Annotated in this window: 14 protein-coding genes; 2 read left to right on the top strand and 12 right to left on the bottom strand. The window is 66.7% G+C overall.

Translation table 11 applies throughout. The features are described from left to right. Window positions 1–62: 62 nt before the first annotated feature. The 3 genes from ACW2Q0_RS13960 to ACW2Q0_RS13950 form a co-directional block, all read right to left on the bottom strand. Entirely contained in the window at window positions 63–2,336 is a 2,274-nt protein-coding gene (locus ACW2Q0_RS13960; protein WP_457189974.1) for a polyribonucleotide nucleotidyltransferase, read from the bottom strand. Window positions 2,337–2,848: 512 nt separating this feature from the next. Continuing rightward, the gene (gene rpsO / locus ACW2Q0_RS13955; RefSeq protein WP_062991119.1) at window positions 2,849–3,118 is read right to left on the bottom strand and encodes a 30S ribosomal protein S15; all 270 of its coding nucleotides are present in this window, start codon (window positions 3,116–3,118) and stop codon (window positions 2,849–2,851) included. 127 nt (window positions 3,119–3,245) lie between these two features. Beyond that, window positions 3,246–4,214 carry a bifunctional riboflavin kinase/FAD synthetase gene (locus ACW2Q0_RS13950; RefSeq protein WP_457189972.1) on the bottom strand — a complete coding sequence of 323 codons (969 nt, stop codon included), beginning with the start codon at window positions 4,212–4,214 and terminating at the stop codon, window positions 3,246–3,248. A 312-nt stretch (window positions 4,215–4,526) separates the two neighbouring features. Here ACW2Q0_RS13950 and ACW2Q0_RS13945 point away from each other — a divergent pair, with 312 nt between their 5' ends. Together ACW2Q0_RS13945 and ACW2Q0_RS13940 are read left to right on the top strand one after the other, a co-directional pair. Then, window positions 4,527–8,732 (top strand): amino acid adenylation domain-containing protein, encoded by a 4,206-nt coding sequence (locus ACW2Q0_RS13945; RefSeq protein WP_457189970.1) that lies wholly within the window; start codon window positions 4,527–4,529, stop codon window positions 8,730–8,732. 105 nt (window positions 8,733–8,837) lie between these two features. After that, window positions 8,838–9,614, top strand: coding sequence for a metal-dependent transcriptional regulator (locus ACW2Q0_RS13940; RefSeq protein WP_457189968.1), 777 nt, complete (start codon window positions 8,838–8,840; stop codon window positions 9,612–9,614). 102 nt (window positions 9,615–9,716) lie between these two features. On the opposite strand, the gene truB is transcribed toward ACW2Q0_RS13940, so the two are convergent. The 9 genes from truB to ACW2Q0_RS13895 form a co-directional block, all read right to left on the bottom strand. Continuing rightward, window positions 9,717–10,631 carry a tRNA pseudouridine(55) synthase TruB gene (truB, locus tag ACW2Q0_RS13935; RefSeq protein ID WP_457189965.1) on the bottom strand — a complete coding sequence of 305 codons (915 nt, stop codon included), beginning with the start codon at window positions 10,629–10,631 and terminating at the stop codon, window positions 9,717–9,719. After that, window positions 10,631–11,302, bottom strand: coding sequence for a 4'-phosphopantetheinyl transferase Npt (npt, locus tag ACW2Q0_RS13930; RefSeq protein WP_457189963.1), 672 nt, complete (start codon window positions 11,300–11,302; stop codon window positions 10,631–10,633). Before npt ends, truB begins: the two co-directional genes overlap by 1 nt. A 164-nt stretch (window positions 11,303–11,466) precedes the next feature. Beyond that, entirely contained in the window at window positions 11,467–12,408 is a 942-nt protein-coding gene (locus ACW2Q0_RS13925; RefSeq protein WP_457190083.1) for a metallophosphoesterase family protein, read from the bottom strand. Window positions 12,409–12,525: 117 nt separating this feature from the next. Then, window positions 12,526–13,902, bottom strand: a complete 1,377-nt coding sequence (locus tag ACW2Q0_RS13920; protein ID WP_457190081.1) for an MATE family efflux transporter — start codon at window positions 13,900–13,902, stop codon at window positions 12,526–12,528. A gap of 108 nt (window positions 13,903–14,010) precedes the next feature. Continuing rightward, the gene (locus ACW2Q0_RS13915; RefSeq protein ID WP_457190079.1) at window positions 14,011–15,030 is read right to left on the bottom strand and encodes a DHH family phosphoesterase; all 1,020 of its coding nucleotides are present in this window, start codon (window positions 15,028–15,030) and stop codon (window positions 14,011–14,013) included. A gap of 22 nt (window positions 15,031–15,052) precedes the next feature. Further along, a complete protein-coding gene (gene rbfA, locus ACW2Q0_RS13910; protein WP_040693060.1) occupies window positions 15,053–15,496 on the bottom strand; it encodes a 30S ribosome-binding factor RbfA in 444 nt (147 codons plus the stop codon). A 137-nt stretch (window positions 15,497–15,633) separates the two neighbouring features. Then, window positions 15,634–15,924 (bottom strand): DUF503 domain-containing protein, encoded by a 291-nt coding sequence (locus ACW2Q0_RS13905; protein ID WP_364392408.1) that lies wholly within the window; start codon window positions 15,922–15,924, stop codon window positions 15,634–15,636. An 82-nt stretch (window positions 15,925–16,006) separates the two neighbouring features. After that, window positions 16,007–19,069 carry a translation initiation factor IF-2 gene (infB, locus tag ACW2Q0_RS13900; RefSeq protein ID WP_457189960.1) on the bottom strand — a complete coding sequence of 1,021 codons (3,063 nt, stop codon included), beginning with the start codon at window positions 19,067–19,069 and terminating at the stop codon, window positions 16,007–16,009. Between the two features lie 108 nt (window positions 19,070–19,177). Further along, window positions 19,178–19,510, bottom strand: a complete 333-nt coding sequence (locus ACW2Q0_RS13895) for a YlxR family protein (RefSeq protein ID WP_457189959.1) — start codon at window positions 19,508–19,510, stop codon at window positions 19,178–19,180. Window positions 19,511–19,544: the final 34 nt, after the last annotated feature.

Here is a 19,544-nt window from a genome sequence, read left to right as displayed (position 1 = left end):
ACCCCCCTGCTCGCCGCGGAGCAGAGGGGTTGCCGTCTTCTTCTTCGTCACAGAGACAAGTACTACTCGGTCTCCGCCGTGCCCGCATCAGCGGTTTCGGCGGCCGCGGGCTCGTCGGCGCTCTCGTCGACCGGCACCAGCGAGATCTTGCCACGGTTGTCGATATCGGCGATCTCCACGCGCAGCTTGTCGCCGACGTTCACCACATCCTCGACCTTGGCCACGCGCTTGCCGTTGCCCAGCTTGGAGATGTGCACCAGGCCGTCGCGGCCGGGCAGCAGCGAGACGAACGCGCCGAAGGCGGTGGTCTTGACGACCGTGCCCAGGAAGCGCTCGCCGACCTTCGGCAGCTGCGGGTTCGCGATGGCGTTGATCTGGTCGATCGCCGCCTGCGCCGCTGGACCGTTGGTCGCACCGACGTAGACCGTGCCATCGTCCTCGATGGAGATATTGGCGCCGGTCTCCTCGGTGATCTGGTTGATCACCTTGCCCTTCGGGCCGATGACCTCGCCGATCTTGTCGACCGGGATCTTGATCGCGGTGACGCGCGGTGCGTACGGGCTCATCTCGTCCGGGGTGGCGATGGCCTCGGCCATGACCTCCAGGATGGTGGTGCGGGCATCGTGTGCCTGGCTCAGCGCACCGGCCAACACCTGCGAGGGAATGCCGTCCAGCTTGGTGTCCAGCTGCAGCGCGGTGACGAAGTCCGGGGTTCCGGCGACCTTGAAGTCCATATCGCCGAAGGCATCCTCGGCGCCGAGGATATCGGTCAGCGCGACGTAGCGGACCTCTTCCTCGCCCTTGTCGTTCGTGATGGTGTCCGACACCAGGCCCATGGCGATACCGGCGACCGGCGCCTTCAGCGGCACACCGGCGTTCAGCAGCGACAGGGTCGAGGCGCAGACCGAACCCATCGAGGTGGAACCGTTGGAGCCCAACGCTTCCGAGACCTGACGGATGGCGTAGGGGAACTCCTCCTGGCTCGGCAGCACCGGGATGAGCGCCCGCTCGGCGAGCGCGCCGTGGCCGATCTCGCGACGCTTCGGCGAACCGACGCGACCGGTCTCACCGGTGGAGAACGGCGGGAAGTTGTAGTGGTGCATGTACCGCTTGGAGGTCTCCGGGCCGAGCGAGTCGACCTGCTGGGCCATCTTCACCATATCGAGGGTGGTGACGCCCATGATCTGGGTCTCGCCCCGCTCGAACAGCGCCGAACCGTGGGCCCGCGGAATCACCGCGACCTCGGCCGAGAGCGCACGGATATCAGCCAGACCGCGACCGTCGATGCGGAAGCCGTCGGACAGAATGCGCTGGCGCACCAGCTTCTTGGTGACCGAGCGGAAGGCCGCGCCCAGCGCCTTCTCCCGACCGGCGAAATCGTCGGCCAGGCGGGTCAGCACATCCAGCTTGATCTCGTCGATCTTCGCCTCGCGCTCCTGCTTGTCCGCGATGCTCAGCGCCTCGCCCAGCTCGCGCTTGGCGGTGCCCTCGACGGCTTCGTAGACATCGGTCTCGTAGGGCGGGAAGAGCGGGAACTCCTCGGTCGGCTTGGACGCCAGCGAGGCCAGATCCTGCTGTGCCTTGCACAGGCGGGCGATGAACGGCTTGGCGGCCTCGAGGCCCTGCGCGACCACGGCCTCGGTCGGTGCCTGCGCACCGTCGGCGACCAGGGCGATGACCTTCTCGGTGGCCTCGGCCTCGACCATCATGATGGCCACGTCGCCGGATTCGACGACCCGGCCCGCGACGACCATGTCGAAGACCGCGCCCTCGAGCTGCTCGACGGTCGGGAAGGCGACCCACTGGCCATCGATCAGCGCGATCCGCACGCCACCAACCGGCCCCGAGAACGGCAGGCCCGCGATCTGGGTGGACGCGGAGGCCGCGTTGATGGCCACCACGTCGTACAGATCGTTCGGGTCCAGGCTCAGCACGGTGACCACGACCTGGATCTCGTTGCGCAGGCCGTCGACGAAAGAGGGTCGCAGCGGACGGTCGATCAGGCGGCAGGTCAGGATCGCATCGGTGGAGGGGCGGCCCTCCCGGCGGAAGAACGAACCCGGGATGCGGCCCGCGGCGTACATGCGCTCTTCGACATCGACGGTCAGCGGGAAGAAGTCGAACTGATCCTTGGGGTGCTTGCCCGCGGTGGTCGCGGACAGCAGCATGGTCTCGTCGTCCAGGTAGGCGACGACCGAACCGGCGGCCTGGCGGGCCAGACGGCCGGTCTCGAAGCGGACGGTGCGGGTTCCGAAGGTACCGTTATCGATCAACGCGACGGATTCGAACACACCGGGCTCGACCTCGATGGCCGAGGTTGTAGTTGTTTCGGACATTTCTCTGCTCTCAACCTCTCGTCTTCGCTGGATCGAGCGCCTGGTGGGCGCGATCCAGCTGTCGTCAGCCGTACCGGATACGGACGCGCGACAACCCTCCTGGCTGCGACGCGCACACCCGGCCGGATCCCCTTGGAAACGGCGACGCGGAGGCGGTCATCGATCGAAGCCCGCCGGCGACTGCGCGCCTGCCGGGAGGCCACTACCGAAGACCGACGCCACGCGGGCGGGTGCATACGGCTGTGCAATGTTGTCGTGCAAACAGGGTGCGAATACCCCTCATACACATATAGCCAACGGGGAGATTGTACTTCTCCCCGTTGGCTACCTGATCGACCGCCTCGGGTAAGCAGCGTGTCGGGACCATTCATTCCGAACCCCGCCACCGCGGAGCGGGTCGTACGAGCGACGTTCATGGCCGAGTGGGCCCAAGCGCATGCGCCGAAGTCACGAGTCTCGGCCGCTCGGCGTCGAGACACCAGAGGGCCGCGAACACGCAGCGCCGAAAAATATTACCGACGCAGACCCAGGCGCTCGATCAGCGAACGGTAGCGCTGGATGTCCTTGTCGGCGAGGTACTTCGACAGACGCTTACGACGACCGATCAGCGCCATCAGGCCGTGGCGGGTGTGGTGGTCGTGCTTGTGCTTCTTCAGGTGCTCGGTGATGTCGGCGATCCGCTTGGACAGCAGCGCGATCTGCGCCTCCGGGGAACCGGTGTCCTTCTCGTGCAGGCCGTACTCGGCGAGAATGGCCGACTTCTGCTCGGTGGTCAGCGCCATGGGGGCATCCACTCCTATTTCTCAGTTCCGCGCTCGAGGTTTCCGGTGACCCGGCCGGGTGCCGCCGCGGACCGCAGCAAACCCGAGGATCCACCCTACCCGAGACCTCCGCAGACACCGAATCCGGTCAGGAGTCAGCGGCGGTGAGCACCGTGCGGGCGTTCCCGACGTCGCGGGACATGGCCGCGAGCAGTTCGTCGATGGAATTGAATCTGCGCATGCCGCGCAGGTGCTCGACGAAATCCACTGCGACGTGCTGGCCGTACAGATCGGCCTCACCGTCGAGCACGTAGGCCTCGACGGTGCGGGCCCGCCCGGAGAAGGTGGGGTTGGTGCCGATCGAGATCGCGGCCATCGCGCGCTCCCCAGGCGTCACGGTGCCGATGGTCGGGCCGGGGCCGAGCACGGTGAACCAGCCCGCGTAGACGCCGTCGGCCGGAATCGCGGCGTACATGGGTGGTGCGATATTCGCGGTCGGGAAGCCGAGCTCTCGGCCGCGGCCGTCGCCGTGCACGACCACGCCCTCGACCCGATGCGGACGGCCCAGCGCCTCCGCGGCAGCGGCCATATCGCCCGCATCGACGCAGGCCCGGATATAGGTGGAGGAGAAGGTGACCGCGTGCTCGCCGAGCAGTTTCACACCGTCCACCTCGAAGCCGAAGCGCTCACCCAGCTCGTGCATGGTCTCGACGGTGCCCGCGGCCTTCTTACCGAAGGTGAAGTTGTCACCGACCACAACCTCGGTCACATGTAGGCGCTCGACCAACAGGTCGTGCACGTAGCGCGCTGGGGTCAGCTTCATGAATTCTTGGGTGAAGGGCATGACGCAGAACACGTCGACGCCGAGCTCCTCGGCCAATTCCGCACGCCGGGTCAGCGTGGTCAACTGCGCCGGATGCGAACCGGGCCGGACCACTTCCATCGGGTGCGGATCGAAGGTCATCAATACCGCCGGAACACCCCGAGCGGCCGCGGACTTCACCGCCCTGCTGATCAGCTGCGCGTGGCCGCGATGCACACCGTCGAATACGCCGATCGTGAGCACACACCGCCCCCAGTCCGCGGGCACCTCGTCGAGACTTCGCCATCTCTGCACAGTGCGCAGCCTACGCAAAACAGAGAGCGAACAGTATTCGGAGGTGGACATCCGCACGCCGACCCCGAGCCCGTTGTGTACATCGGGTGAATTGCAGGTTCAGCTGGGTGACGACAGTTGCGAGGTAATCACGATCCGCATTTTCACCTGTTCGCGGGGCCGCGAATCGGGATCCTGGGATTTTGAGGCTAATCGCCCGTCCGGTCCACGGCCATGAGCTCCGATGTTCGACCGTTTTGCCTGTAGAGCCGATTCGAGATCTCCCGCAGTGCGTACCTGCACATGAGCACCTCTCGACCGAAGGGGAAATGGATGAACGCACCGGCAACTCCGACTGGCAACGGCCCTATTCGTTCCCGCGGCACTGATCCGTTTCCGTCGTCCTCCGGGCAGGCCGAAATCTGGACCGCACAACGTCGCCCTCCCGAGGTGCCATCGGCGCCCAGTTGCGCGGTCGGCGATCTGCCGGTACTCGACCCGGTCGAACGGGCCGAGCTGTGCCCGATCGTTTCCGATCCGGCCGAACCACCCGCGACATTGGCCGCGTTGTTGACCACGGCGGTCGAGCGTAACCGCACCGCGACAGCCGTGCGGTTCTTGGGGCTCGAAGTGTCCTACGGCGAACTCGACAAGTGCGCCAACCGGCTGGCCCGGGTGCTGATCGCCGAAGGTATCGGTGCCGAGCAGGTGGTTGCGGTGGCGCTGCCGCGGTCCATCGACGCCATCGCCGCGATCTGGGCCATCGCGAAAACCGGCGCGGCCTATCTGCCCATCGACCACAAGTACCCGCCTGCTCGCATCGAGGCGATGAGCATCGACGCCGGGGTTCGGATCGGTCTGACCACCACCAACCTTGCGAATGCGCTGCCGTGCGATCTGCACTGGCTGCCGATCGACTCGGCCTACCTCGAAAAACGGTGTGCCGCAACGTCTGCCGCGGCCGTCCGCGCCGAGGAGTTGACGGCTAGGCCGCGGCTGGACCACCCGGCGTATCTGAGCTACACGTCGGGACCGACGGGACGGCCGAAGGCCGTGGTGGTCACCCATCGCGGATTGTCCTGCCTCGGATCCGAACTCGTGCAGCGGTTCGGGCTCGGGGCCGCTACCCGATCGCTGCACTTCGCCTCGCCCAGGTCCGATACCTCGATCTTCGAGTTATTGCCTGCCTTCATGTCGGGCGCGACGGTCATCGTCGTGCCCGAGGACGTGTACTGCGGCGTAGAACTCGCCCGACTGCTGCGCGCGGAGCGGGTGGATTGCGCCTTCATCACCCCGGCCACACTGGCGACCCTCGATCCGACCGAACTCGACGACCTCAGTGTGATCGCGGTCGGCGACGACGAGCGCGGGCCCGAACTCATTGCCGCGTGGGCAGATTCGAGCCGTGCCGTATTCAAAGCCTACGGACCGACCGAAGTCACCGTCGCGACCGCGATCAGCGCCCCGATGCGGACCGGGGAGCCGGTGCATATCGGCAGCGCGGTGCGCGGCATGCGGATGCTGGTGCTCGACAGCCGGCTACACCCGGTTCCGGTTGGCGTACCCGGCGAGCTGTATCTCGCGGGGCCCGGCGTGGCCCGCGGATACTACGGCCGTCCGGGGCTGAGTGCGAGCCGGTTCGTCGCCGATCCATACGCTGTACCAGGTGCCGAGGGCCAGCGGATGTATCGCACCGGCGACCTGGTGTGCCTGGATGCGGACCGGACCCTGCGGTTCCTCGGCCGGGACGAGGATCGGGTGGTCCCGGACGCGGCGGTTGCCCCCGACGGCCGTTCGGCGCGGGATGCCGATGCGGGACAACACCATCCACGCTTTGTCGCCGAACCGCGCCCCGACCCGCTGCCGCTCGCCGCAGCACAGCAGCGAATCTGGTTCCGCAACCAATACGACACCATTTCAGGGGCATACAGCGCGCCCATCGCGATCCGGCTGCGCGGCGAATTGGACATCACAGCCTTGCGATCGGCCATGGTCGATGTGCTGTGCAGGCACGAATCTCTACGAACCCGATACCCTGAACTCGACGGGATGCCGATCCAGCTGATCGAACCCATCGACGAGGTGGACCTCGATCTCACGCCGACGCCGGTTCCGCGAAGCCGGTTGGTCACGACGGTGCTGGAGCTGGCTGATCGAGGGTTCGATGTGAGCGCTAAGGTGCCGGTACGTATTCGCTTGTTCCGCATCGACACCGGCGAGGCACCCGAGTACGTGCTCGTCGTCGTGGTGCATCACATTGCCGCAGACGGCTTTTCGATGACACCAGTCGTCCGCGACATCACTACCGCCTACACCGCGCGCATACAGGGCCGGTCCCCCTCATGGACACCACCGCCGGTCCGATACGCGCACTATGCACTATGGCAACACGCCACCCTCGGCTCGCCAGACGATCCGGAATCGCTTTTCGCCGAGCAGCTTCGATACTGGGCCCAGACTTTGGAGGGCGTCACTGAGGAGCTCTGCCTGCCGACCGACCGGCCGCGGCCCGCGGTCGCGTCCCGTCGAGGGGCCACCGTCGATCACACGCTGGACGACGAATTGATCCAGATGTTGGCGCGGTTCGCGCGGGAGCGCGGTACATCGCTGTTCACGGTCGTTCACAGCACCCTGGCGGTGCTATGTGCTCGGCTCAGTGGCATCGGCGATATCGCGATCGGCACACCCGTCACCGGACGCGGACCTGCCGCACTCGACGACGTGGTCGGCGTGTTCGTCAACACCCTGGTGCTGCGAACCGAGATCGACCTCGGCGAGTCGTTCACCGACCTGTTGAGCCGCGTCGCACGCATCGACCTGGATGCCTTCGACCATGCCGATATTCCCTTCGAGCAACTGGTGGACGAACTGGGTTCCGAGCGCTCCCAGTCCCGCCACCCGCTGTTCCAGGTAATGTTGGCATGCCAAAACCGCGAACAGGCGAAGCTCGAACTGCCGGGACTCGACGTATCCATGGTCGACCTCCCCGACGAGATATCTCATTTCGATCTCCGGATCGTGCTGTCGGACGATAACGAAAACACCGGTATGACAGCAGCTTTCACCTATGCCACGGATTTGTTCGACGCCGCGACGATCGAATCGTTCATTCGGCGATGGATCCGGATACTCGAATCCGTCGCCACCGACCCGACAACGCCGGTCGGAGCCATCGAGATACTGGAACCAGCCGAACGAGCCGACCTCCTGTCCCACGCAGGCGCACCCGCACTACCGCCTGTCGTACTGGCCGATCTGCTGACCACGGCGGTCACGCAGAACCCCGATGCCACCGCGATCGCGTTCGACAACCGACAGCTGACCTACCGTGAGCTCGACGAGCGATCCAACCGGCTGGCCCGGGTCCTGATCGCCCTCGGGGCGGGGCCGGAAAATGTTGTCGCGGTTGGTATTCCACGGTCGCTCGAATTCGTGCTCGCGATATGGGCGACGGCCAAATCCGGGGCCGCCCTGCTCGCCCTCGACCCGAACCAGCCCGCCGAACGCATCACATACATGCTCGCCGATTCCGGTGCCAGCATCGGACTCACCGCGACATCCGTGCGCGCGAAACTGCCCGATGGCCTCGACTGGTCGACGTTGGATGATCTCGAGGACATCACCCGCGACCCCCAACCGATCACCGATGCCGAACGCACCACCCCACTGCGACCACAGCACCCGGCCTATATGCGCTACACCTCCGGCTGCACCGGAGCCCCCAAGGGCGTCGTCGTCACCCACACCGGGGTAGCCGACCTGGTCGCCGAGACCCGAGCACGATTCCGCCTCGGCCCGACGTCTCGGTTGCTGGCCGCGGCCGCCGCGACTTTCGAGATCTCGATTCTCGAATGGCTCAGCACCGCCGCCGCCGGAGCCACACTGGTCCTCGCGCCCGCGTCGATAGTCGCCGGCACCGAACTGACGGAACTGATCACCACCGAGGACATCACCCACATCGCCCTCACCCCCGCCGTGCTCACGTCGATCCACTTCGACGGACTCGACGCCCTCGACACCATCATCCTGGGCGGTGGGATATGCCCACCCGATCTGGCAGCGCAATGGCTACCGGGTTGCGCGGTGGTGCACACCTACGGTGCTCCGGAAACCACGATCATGGCCTGCGCCGAAGCCTTGTGCACACCCGCCGGACAGGTAACCACGATCGGCAGCCCGATTCGGGGATTGCGCGCCGTCGTGCTCGACCGCCGATTGCGCCCGGTTCCTCGCGGCGTGATCGGAGAACTCTACCTGTCCGGACCTGGCCTCGCCCGTGGCTACCATCAGCGGCCCGCAACCACCGCCATCCGATTCGTCCCCGACCTGTACGGCCCGGCCGGGACTCGGATGTACCGCACCGGCGACCTGGTCACCTGGACCGCTGACCGAACACTGCAATACAAAGGTCGCGTCGACTTACAGGTCGAGACCCGAGGACCGCGCGTCGAGCCTGATATCGAATCCGCACTGCGCAGCCACCCCGATGGGTTCACCGTCGACACCCGAGCCAACGGCGCCGACCAACTCGTCGGATAGGTCGTCCCAATGTCGCGGCCCGACCGGCCGAAACCGATGGATCGACGCTGCCGGACAATGGCATCGCCGCTGCTCGAGTGTCTGAATGTGTGAATCGGGAGTCCAATGCATAAGCTCGAACATGTGCCCGGTAAACGAGACATCGCAACCCGACGCGAGCTGGCCGACACCGCAGCGCAGCCGACCGAGACCACAGGGCCGCACGGCAGTAGCGCGACTGTTGCGCCGGAGCTCACCTCGGTCGCCCAGGACTATTTGAAAGTGATCTGGACCGCTCAGGAGTGGTCGCAGGAAAAGGTATCGACGAAACTGCTCGCCGAACGGATCGGCGTCTCGGCCTCCACCGTCTCCGAGGCGGTACGCAAGCTCGCCGATCAAGGCTTTGTCGAACACGCTCGGTACGGGTCCATCACCCTCACCGAACACGGGCGCCGCGCGGCGGTCGCCATGGTGCGTCGGCATCGGCTGCTCGAGACATTCCTCGTCAACGAACTCGGCTACGGCTGGGATGAGGTGCACGATGAGGCCGAAGTGCTCGAGCATGCGGTCTCGGAACTGCTGATGGCGCGCATCGACGCGAAACTCGGTTATCCGGACCGGGATCCGCACGGCGATCCCATTCCCTCGGTCGACGGCGCGGTGCCGACGCCGCCCGCCCGCCCGCTCAGCGATTTCCACGCGGGCGAATCCGGCCACGTAGCACGGATTTCCGATGCCGATCCGGATATGCTGCGCTATTTCGGTTCGGTCGGCATCGCGCTGGATACGGCGATCGTCGTGCTGGAACGCCGAGACTTCGCGGGCACCATAGCGATTCGCATCGAGGACCGAACCATCGATCTCGGCAGCCCTGCGGCCGAGGCCATTTGGCTCAGCGACTGATCCGCGCACGCCGCTGCGGCCACGGCAGCCTGCGGCAAGAACACATTCCGGTACCCATATCGGCTCGCCGGGCCCTGGAGTCAGCTCGGGTCAAGCCCGTAGTCAGAGGTTCGACGGGCGGACGACCATGACCGAAGCCGCACGCTTGCCGCTCTCCTGCACTAGTGCGATCGCGCGTCCGGACGGGTCGAGGGCAGCGTAGACGCCGGATATGCCGACCGGCTCGAGCCAGCGGCCATTGCGCAGATCGTCGGCCTGCTTGTCATCGATATCGCGGTGCGGGAATGCGGTTCGGATGGCGTCGTCGATATCCAGACTCAACAGCGCATCCTCGGATTCGGCGGCTGCGGCCACTTCGTCGAGGGTTCTGGCGTGTTCGAGGGTGAACGGGCCAACCCGGGTGCGACGCAATGCGGTCAGATGACCACCGACGCCGAGGGCGGTACCCAGATCGCGCGCCAATGCGCGAATGTAGGTGCCGGACGAACATTCGACGATTACGTCCAGGTCGACGAACTCCGAAATATCCCGGCGGGCAAGGATATCGAAGCGCGACACGGTGACCGGGCGAGCCGCGAGCCGCACATCTTCACCGGCCCGATGCCGGGCATAGGCGCGTTCACCGTTGACCTTGATGGCGCTGACCGTCGCGGGCACCTGCTCGATGGCACCGATCGATTTCGCTGTGTGCGTGGCGATTTCGGCATCGGTGAGATGGGTCGCCGCCGCCGTCGAGAGCACTTCGCCCTCGGCATCGTCAGTGGTGGTGGCCTGTCCGAGCCGAATGGTCGCGGTGTAGGCCTTGGTGGTCAGGGTGAGCAGGCCGAGCAGTTTGGTGGCCCGTTCAACGCCGAGCACCAGTACGCCGGTGGCCATCGGATCGAGCGTTCCGGCGTGACCGATCTTCTTGGTGCGCAGTACTTTTCGACATTTCGCGACGACGTCGTGGCTGGTCCAGCCGCCGTCCTTGTCGACGATCAGCAGACCGCCGAGGGCATCGATCCGAGCATCGGCCATCAGTCGTGCACGATCGCGGTCAGGATGAGACCGTCGCCGATCATCCACCGGCCGTCGAAGGAAATCAGCGGCGCACCACCGTCGGTGACCTGTCCGGACACCAGGATCTGGCTGTGGAAGGTGCCCGAACCGGCGCCGTCGGAGCTCTCATCGATGGTGAAAGTGATGTGGGCGTCCTCGAAACCGAGCCAGCGTGCGGTCAATGGCCACCACGCCTTGTAGGTGGCTTCCTTCGCGCAGAACAGCAAGCGGTCCAGGTGCAGACCCGAGCCGTCGACCCGGGCCAACCAGTCCCGCTCGGGCGGCAGGCTCACCGAATCCAACACGCCCTCGGGCAATGTGCCGTGCGGTTCGGCGTCGATGCCGATCGAGCGGAACCGCAGCTTGTGGCCCAAAGCCGCGGCCCGGTAGCCGTCACAGTGCGTCAGGCTGCCGACGATGCCGCGCGGCCACACCGGCGCACCTCGCTCGCCCTTGCCGATCGCGACCGGAGCCTCACCCAATTGCGCCAGCGCGAGCCGGGCGCAGTGCCGAGCACCGATGAAGTCCCGGCGGCGCTTGTCTACCGACCTCTCGATGAGGTGCGCCTCAGCCGGATGCGGCTGCAAATCCTCGGGATACTCCAGAAGCTCGGCCGAAGCCACACCAGCGGGAAGAATTTTCTCGATCAACTCGTCCGCCTCCCCGCACCTTCAGGCCGGACTCGGGTGCCACGCGAGCGGCGTCCGGCGGTCAGGGGGCAGGTGATCTTGCCCCTACCCGACGAGTTACCCATGTACACACCAAATCAGTAGTTGCGCTGCGAATCAAATTACCGCTGCGATGCCGGACCGGATCAGATGCCGCGGCGACGGTCGGCTTTGGCGCGCATCTCGTCGGCCACGGCCTCCATCTCGGGGGTCACCGTGAAGTGGCCGCCCCATTTGTTCAGCGAACCCGGCGGGTATTCGGGGGTCGGGAGGATTTGTCGCAGCAACTGGTCGGGCAGTCCGCGACGCTGCCATTCGCGGGGGTAGCCGAGGGAGACTTCTTCGAAGCGCACGCCGTCGTAGTAGGAGGTGCGCGGAATGTGCAGGTGGCCATAGACCGAGCAGACCACGTTGTAGCTGGTGTGCCAGTCGGCGGTCAGATCGGTGCCGCACCAGAGCGCGAATTCCGGGTACCACAGCACCTCGGTGGGCTGGCGGACCAGCGGAAAGTGGTTGATCATGACGATCGGCGTTTCGGGTGGCAGCGCGTCCAGCTTCCGCTTGGTGACCTGCACGCGGGCATGACACCAGGCGTCCCGGGTCAGATACGGATCCGGTGAGAGCAGGAATTCGTCGGTGGCGACCACATTGCGTTCCCGGGCCAGGGCAAGCCCCTCGGCCTTCGTCTTGGTGCCATCGGGCAGAAACGAGTAGTCGTAGAGCAGGAACATCGGAACCAGGGTCACCTGACCGCCGTGCTGTTCGGACCCGGCGCCGGTCCACACCGGAAACGGATCCTCCGGTGTGATGACATCGAGATCCCGACAGATCGAGACCAGGTAGTCGTAGCGCGCGACACCGTGCATCTGCACCGGATCCTTCGCCGTGGTCCACAATTCGTGGTTGCCAGGCACCCAGATCACCTTGGCGAAGCGGCCGCGCAGCAGCTCCAGCGCCCAGCGAATATCGTCGGACTTCTCCCCGACGTCCCCGGCCACGATGAGCCAGTCCTCGGGCGAATCCGCCCGAATCTGCTCGACGACCGGACGATTCCCCTGGTGCCCGACATGAACGTCGCTCACCGCCATCAACTTGGGTATCACCACACCTACATTGGCATATCTGTAGAGGTGCTCGCCGTTCGGCTCGATGAACATGAGCGATAGCGGCTCGAATCCGCTGCTGGCGGCCGCGTACGCACGGTCTTATGCACTGACGCGGGGGACCTCGGTGCCGATTCGGGCCCAGCGGCCGGATTCGGCGCGTCGGACCACGGCGACCAGGCGCAGGAGCATGAAGGTTGCGAGGCCGGTCCAGATGCCTGCTATGCCCCAGTGGCAGATGAGGGACAGCCAGATGGCGGGGAGGAAGCCGAGGAGGGCGGCGCCGAGGGTGGTGTTGCGCAGGTAGGCGGCGTCGCCCGCGCCCAAGAGGACGCCGTCGAGGGCGAAGACGATGCCTGCGATCGGGATGATGGCTACGAAGAACCACCACGCGATGTGGGTGCGGTCGAGGACGGCCGGATCGTCGGTGAAGAGTTCGGGGACGACGGTGGCGCCCGCCGCGAAGGCCGCCGCCAGGACCACCGCGAATCCGCCCGACCAGCGGGTGATGCGGCGCGCGAGTCCGCGCGCGCCGGTGGCCTGGCCCGCGCCGAGTGCCGCGCCGACCAGGGTTTGGGCGGCGATCGCGAGCGAATCCAGGGTCAGCGCAAGAAAATTCCAGAGCTGCAGGACCAGTTGATGGGCGGCCACCGATGCCGCACCGAATCGGGCGGCGACGGCCGCCGCCGAGACGAAGCTGGCTTGAAAGGCGAGGCTGCGGGCGATCAGATCACGCCCCAGCACCAGTTGCGCTCGCATGACCGACCAGTGTGGCGTCAGCGAAACACGCGCGCGCACCAGCGCGCTCAGGAACAGCCCGGCCGTCACGGCCTGGCCCGCCGTATTCGCGACCGCCGAGCCCGCCAACTCCAGTCGCGGCGCACCCAGCAACCCGTGCACCAGCGTCGGGCACAGCAACCCCGAAACCAGGAGTCCCGCAACAACGAACAGCAGCGGCCGGCGCGTCTCCTGTACCCCGCGCAACCACCCGTTACCCGCCATGGCGATCAAAATCAGCGGCACCCCGAACAACGCGATGCGCACCCAGACCAACGCCTCCCCCGCAATATCCCCACCACCGGCGATCACATTCGTCAATGGCACCGCAATCGCCTGCCCCACAATAAGAACCAGGGACCCGAGGATCGCGGCGACCCACGTCGCCTGCACCCCCTCCCCGATCGCACCGCGCGCATCCCCCGCCCCATGCCGCCGCGCCGCCCGCGCCGTCGTCCCATACGACAGGAACGTCAGCTGCGAGCTGACCTGTGCCAGAATCAATCCGCCGACCGCGAGCCCGGCCAATGCCAATGCTCCCAGCCGCCCGACCACGGCCAGGTCGAAAAGCAGATAGATGGGTTCCGCCACCAGCACACCCAGGGTCGGCAAGGCGAGTCCGAGGATCCGCCGAGGTCCGACTACGCCGATCGGATCCGACCCGACCCCGTTGACCGCCGAGGCGGTCGCGCAGTCGCGCATCGGATTCGCCAGGCGGCCATCCCCTGTCGCCGCAGGCGACGAATCCGGCTGTGTCTCACCCATTTCGGAACAGTAGCCGCCCGACCACCCCACCCGCGACCGCCATATTCACCCGAGTTCCGCCAACAGCGCCGCGACGACCGATTCGGATGTGCCGTGCGCGGTATATCCGGCCGCGAACCGATGCCCTCCACCACCCAATGACGTTGCGACAGTGGCCACATCGACACCATCCCTTGCCCCGGGCGCACTATCACGCGAGCGCAGTGACACCGTCCACCGATCCGGAATCGTGCGAGATTCCTTGAATACCGCGGCAACTCCGGCCTCGGCGGTGGTGCGGACGATATCGACCACACTCTCCACCTCTTCCGAACGCACACCGTCGACATCCTCGCGCCGCACAATGGCGTACACCAGCCCGGTCCCACCACCAGCGTGCGGCTCCAACCGGGCCGAGCCGAGCACCCGCGACAGCATCGGCAACCAGCCGAACGGATGCGTATCCATCAGTGAGCGCGTGATTTCGGCACCATCGATGCCGGTGGCAAGCAGCCGTTCGGCCAGCTGATGGGTGCCACGTCGCACCCAGCGAAACGAGCCGGTGTCGGTGACCAATCCGGCGTAAAGGCAATGTGCCACTTCGGCATCGATCGGCACCTGCCAGGCGTCGAGCAATCGCGCGATCAGACTCGTCGTCGACTCCGCACCCGGATCGATCACATTGATCGTCCCGAACCGGGTATTGGAGCGGTGATGATCGAACACCAAAGTCGTTCGGGCCCCAGCCAATCGATCGGCGAGTGCACCCAGCCGACCCGCACTGCCGCAGTCCACGGATACCAGCAGATCCACCTCGGCGGGCACCTTCGCAGGCGCCACCAGATGCTGCACACCGGGCAGCGTCCGCATCGTCGCGGGCAGTTCGGCGGGTTCGGCGAACGATACCCACACCGGGACACCCCGCCGATGCAACACCAAGGCCAAGGCGAGCCCGCTGCCGACGGTGTCGGCATCGGGCTGCACATGACACAGGATGGTGACCGAACGCGCCGCACTCAACGCCGCAACAGCCGGTCCGAAATCGACAGCATCGACAGCGACCCCCCTACCCGGGTCGACGGGCATCGTCGTCATGATCTACCGCACGTCACTCGTCGGATTCGCGTTCGACCTTGTACGGGTCGGCATCGCCGGCATGGGTGGCGGTCGCCGCCACCTTCGCGACCGCGTCGTCGGCGGCCCGCGCCCTGGCCAATAGCTCTTCCATATCCCGTGCCGCGTCGGGCACCTTGTCGAGCACGAACGCCAGCGTCGGGGTGAATTTCACGCCGGTGCCCGCGCCCACCTTCGAGCGCAATACACCTTTGGCCTTCTCCAGACCGGCGGCCGCAGCCGCGTAATCCGGTTCCACGTCGAGGGTTTCGCCCATCACCGTGTAGTACACCGTCGCCTCGCGCAGATCGCCGGTGACCTTCGCATCGGTCACGGTCACGAAATTCAGACGCGGATCCTTCACCTCGTATTCGATCGCGGTCGCCACGATCGCGGAAATCCGCTTGGCGAGTCGGCGTGCCCTGGCTTGATCCACCATGGCTGAACCCTCCTCACTACTGCTGTGTTCAATTTGTGGCGGGCCTGGGGCCCTTCGTGCTCACGCAAGCTAGCGCCTCCGTGTCCGTCGCCAGCGACTGCTTGCAGGTCGCTCGAACGGTCAGCACCCACCACGGGTCAGTCTTCGGGTCCGAAGATTCTGCGGCGCACTGCCAGCAACTCTAACTCCGGACGAGCCGCGACGTGTCGCTCGCATTTGTCGAGCACCTCGGTCAGATGATCCATACCGGAACTGACCATGGCGACTCCGAGCAGCGAGCGACGGTGGCGGTCTTGTTCCCCACCCTCGGCGGCACTCACGCCGAAGCGCTGTAATTCGGCCAGCACGGGCCGGATCACCGAACGCTTCTGCTTCAGCGAGCGCACATCTCCGAGCAGGACATCGAACTCCAGTGCACCCAAGTACACCCAAGCCTCCTGTATCGGCGCCTACGAAAAGATTGTTCGGTGGTCCAGCCCGACGTTCACGGGCCGGACCACCGGCACACAATCAGTCGCGCGGCTTCTCCCGCAGCTCGTAGGCCTCGATCACATCGCCTTCCTTGATGTCGTTGTAGGTCAACGTCATACCGCATTCGAAGCCCTCGCGGACCTCGGTGACGTCATCCTTTTCCCGACGCAAGGTAGAGATCGTAACCGTCTCGGCGACCACCACATTGTCGCGGAGCAAGCGCGCCTTGGCGTTGCGCTTGACCGAACCCGAGGTGACCATGCAGCCGGCGATATTGCCGACCTTCGACGAACGGAAGATCGCGCGGATTTCCGCCCGGCCCAGCTCGACCTCTTCGTAGATCGGCTTGAGCATGCCCTTGAGGGCCTTCTCGATTTCGTCGATGGCCTGGTAGATCACCGAGTAGTACCGGATGTCCACGCCTTCGCGGTTGGCCAGCTCGGTCGCCTTGCCCTCGGCCCGCACGTTGAACCCGATGATGATCGCGTTCGACGCCGACGCCAGGTTGACGTTGGTCTCGGTGACGCCACCGACACCGCGGTCGATGACCCGCAGGCGCACCTCGTCGTCGATCTCGATACCGAGCAGCGCCTCCTCGAGGGCCTCGACGGTACCGGAGTTGTCGCCCTTGAGGATCAGGTTGAGCTCCGAAGTCTCCTTCAGCGCGGCATCCAGATCTTCCAGGCTGATCCGCTTGCGGCTGCGCGCGGCCAATGCGTTGCGCTTGCGCGCATTGCGGCGGTCGGCGATCTGGCGAGCGATCCGGTCCTCGTCGACGACGAGCAGGTTGTCACCGGCGCCGGGCACCGACGTGAAGCCGATGACCTGGACCGGCCGCGACGGCAGCGCCGCGGCGACATCGTCGCCGTGCTCATCGACCATACGGCGGACGCGACCATAGGCGTCGCCCGCCACAATCGAGTCGCCGACGCGCAGCGTGCCGCGCTGGATGAGTACGGTCGCCACCGGGCCACGGCCGCGGTCGAGGTGCGCCTCGATCGCGACACCCTGGGCGTCCATATCCGGGTTGGCCCGCAGGTCCAGCGCCGCGTCCGCGGTCAGCAGGACCGCCTCGAGCAGCTGGTCGATATTGGTGCCCTGCTTGGCGGAGATGTCGACGAACATGGTGTCGCCACCATATTCCTCGGCAACCAGGTTGTACTCGGTCAGCTGCTGCCGGATCTTGTCCGGGTTCGCGCCTTCCTTATCGATCTTGTTGACCGCCACCACGATCGGCACATCGGCTGCCTGCGCGTGGTTGATCGCCTCCACTGTCTGCGGCATGACGCCGTCGTCGGCGGCGACCACCAGGATCGCGATGTCGGTGGCCTTCGCACCACGGGCACGCATGGCGGTGAACGCCTCGTGACCCGGAGTGTCGATGAAGGTGATGAGCCGGTCGCTATCACCCAGATGAGTGAGCACCTGGTAGGCGCCGATGTGCTGGGTGATGCCACCGGCCTCGCCCTCACGGACGTTGGCCTTACGGATCGTGTCGAGCAGTCGAGTTTTACCGTGGTCGACGTGACCCATGACGGTCACCACCGGCGGACGCTGTTCGAGGTCTTCCTCGCCGCCCGCGTCCTCACCGTAGGTCAGATCGAACGATTCCAGCAGCTCGCGGTCCTCGTCCTCGGGGCTGACCACGTGCACGACGTAGTTCATCTCGCTGCCGAGCAGCTCGAGGGTCTCATCGTTCACCGACTGGGTCGCGGTGACCATCTCACCGAGGTTGAACAGGGCCTGCACCAGAGCGGCCGGGTTCGCATCGATCTTCTCCGCGAAGTCCGACAGCGACGCACCGCGGGCGAGACGGATGATCTCGCCGTTACCGCGCGGCAGCCGCACGCCACCGACGGCGGGCGCTTGCATGCTTTCGTACTCGGCGCGCTTCGCCCGCTTCGACTTACGGCCACGACGAGGGGCGCCACCGGGACGACCGAACGCACCGGCCGCACCGCCACGGCCACCGGGACCCCCCGGACGACCGCCGCCACCGCCACCGGGACGACCACGGAAACCACCGGCTGCGGGAGCACCCGCACCGGCACCGGCGGGGGCACCGGTGCCGCCGCCGCCCTGGCCACCGCCGCGATAGCCACCGCCACCGCCACTGGGACGACCACCGCCACCACCCGGACCGCCACCGGGACGACCCGGACGGCCCGTACCTGCGCCGCCGCCCGGACCCGGACGGGCCGAACGCGCGGGCATGGCACCCGGATTCGGGCGCGGCGGCATCGAGCCGGGGCTCGGCCGCGGACCACCGGGACGCGGACCACCTTGGCCGGGAGCCGGACGCCGCTCGCCCTGAGCGCCACCCGGACGGGGACCGGGACCGCCCTGGGCCGGACCCGGACGCGGTCCCTGGCCGGGACCTGGACGCGGTCCCTGGCCGGGCCCCGGCCGGGGTCCACCCTGACTGGGGGCCGGACGCGGCGTGGGACGCTCACGATCGGGCGCGGAGGAGAAGGGATTGTTGCCGACGCGCGGGGCCTTCGGACCCGGCTTCGGTCCAGCCGCGGCCGGACCACCGGGACGCGGACCCCCCTGCGAGGGTGCACCGGGACGGTGCTGACCCGGACGTGCGCCACCCGGCGTCGGGCGGGGTCCGCCCTGAGCCGGAGTGCTCGGCACCGGAGCAGCCTTCGCGGCCGGAGCCGCCGGGGTCTCCCGGACCGGGGCGGTGTCCCGCGGGGCGGGCTTGGCCGCCGGACCGGGACGCGCGGCCGGACCGGGCCGGGCCATATCGGAGGGACGGGCGGCCGGAGCCGCCGTCTCACGCGCGGCCGGAGCCGCCGGGGTCGCCGCCTGCGCGGGCGTGGGGGTGCGTGGCCCCGGACGCGGACCGCCACCTGCGGCGGGCTTCGCAGCCGGGGTGCTCGACGGTGCGGAACCGGGGCGCGTCCCCGACTTCGCGGCGCCGTTCGCCGGGGCGGACTTGCCTGCCACCGACTCGCGCAGCCGACGTGCGACGGGTGCTTCCACCGTCGAGGACGCCGACTTCACGAACTCGCCCTGCTCCTTGAGCGTTGCGAGTAGTTCCTTGCTCGTGACACCGAGTTCTTTGGCCAACTCGTGCACGCGGGCCTTGCCTGCCACTGCTCTCCTCACTGAGAGGTCGAGCAGTACCTCCGCCTAGGGTGGGCGGGCCCGCACGACCTCGGGTTATCTCCGATGGACGTTCATCGTTGGTGCTTCACGGTGTGCTCATGAGTGCTCGTGCCTGTTCTCGAGGTACTTCTCCAGGGCCGAGATATCCAGATTTCCGGACACTCGTAGTGCTCTGCCGAACGCTCGGCGTCGTTCTGCAGTGCGCAAACAAACCGAAACGGGGTGCAGCCAGGCACCCCGTCCGGGAAGTCTGCGCCGCGGATCGGGAACTATCGCAACAACCTTGGAACCGTCACCGGTCGCACGGTCCTGCGCCACGATCCGCAACAGATCGACGGCCAACTCGCGCTTCCGGCATCCGATGCACGTCCGGACCGGAGCTGCTCGACGTCGGTACGTCGGGACTTGCTCGGTGGTGCGGTCGAACAAAGGAACCGAAGGCTCGGGCTGAACCTGACACCAC

It is taken from the genome of Nocardia citri, assembly GCF_054065835.1.
This window is presented reverse-complemented; position numbering and strand designations above follow the sequence as displayed.

Coding starts and splice junctions, on each gene's coding strand:
- ACW2Q0_RS13920 (WP_457190081.1), bottom strand. CDS start 13,902: ATGCGCGACTGCGCGACCGCCTCGGCGGTCAACGGGGTCGGGTCGGAT.
- ACW2Q0_RS13945 (WP_457189970.1), top strand. CDS start 4,527: ATGAACGCACCGGCAACTCCGACTGGCAACGGCCCTATTCGTTCCCGC.
- ACW2Q0_RS13940 (WP_457189968.1), top strand. CDS start 8,838: ATGCATAAGCTCGAACATGTGCCCGGTAAACGAGACATCGCAACCCGA.
- rpsO (WP_062991119.1), bottom strand. CDS start 3,118: ATGGCGCTGACCACCGAGCAGAAGTCGGCCATTCTCGCCGAGTACGGC.
- ACW2Q0_RS13925 (WP_457190083.1), bottom strand. CDS start 12,408: ATGGCGGTGAGCGACGTTCATGTCGGGCACCAGGGGAATCGTCCGGTC.
- truB (WP_457189965.1), bottom strand. CDS start 10,631: ATGGCCGATGCTCGGATCGATGCCCTCGGCGGTCTGCTGATCGTCGAC.
- rbfA (WP_040693060.1), bottom strand. CDS start 15,496: ATGGTGGATCAAGCCAGGGCACGCCGACTCGCCAAGCGGATTTCCGCG.
- ACW2Q0_RS13960 (WP_457189974.1), bottom strand. CDS start 2,336: ATGTCCGAAACAACTACAACCTCGGCCATCGAGGTCGAGCCCGGTGTG.
- ACW2Q0_RS13915 (WP_457190079.1), bottom strand. CDS start 15,030: ATGCCCGTCGACCCGGGTAGGGGGGTCGCTGTCGATGCTGTCGATTTC.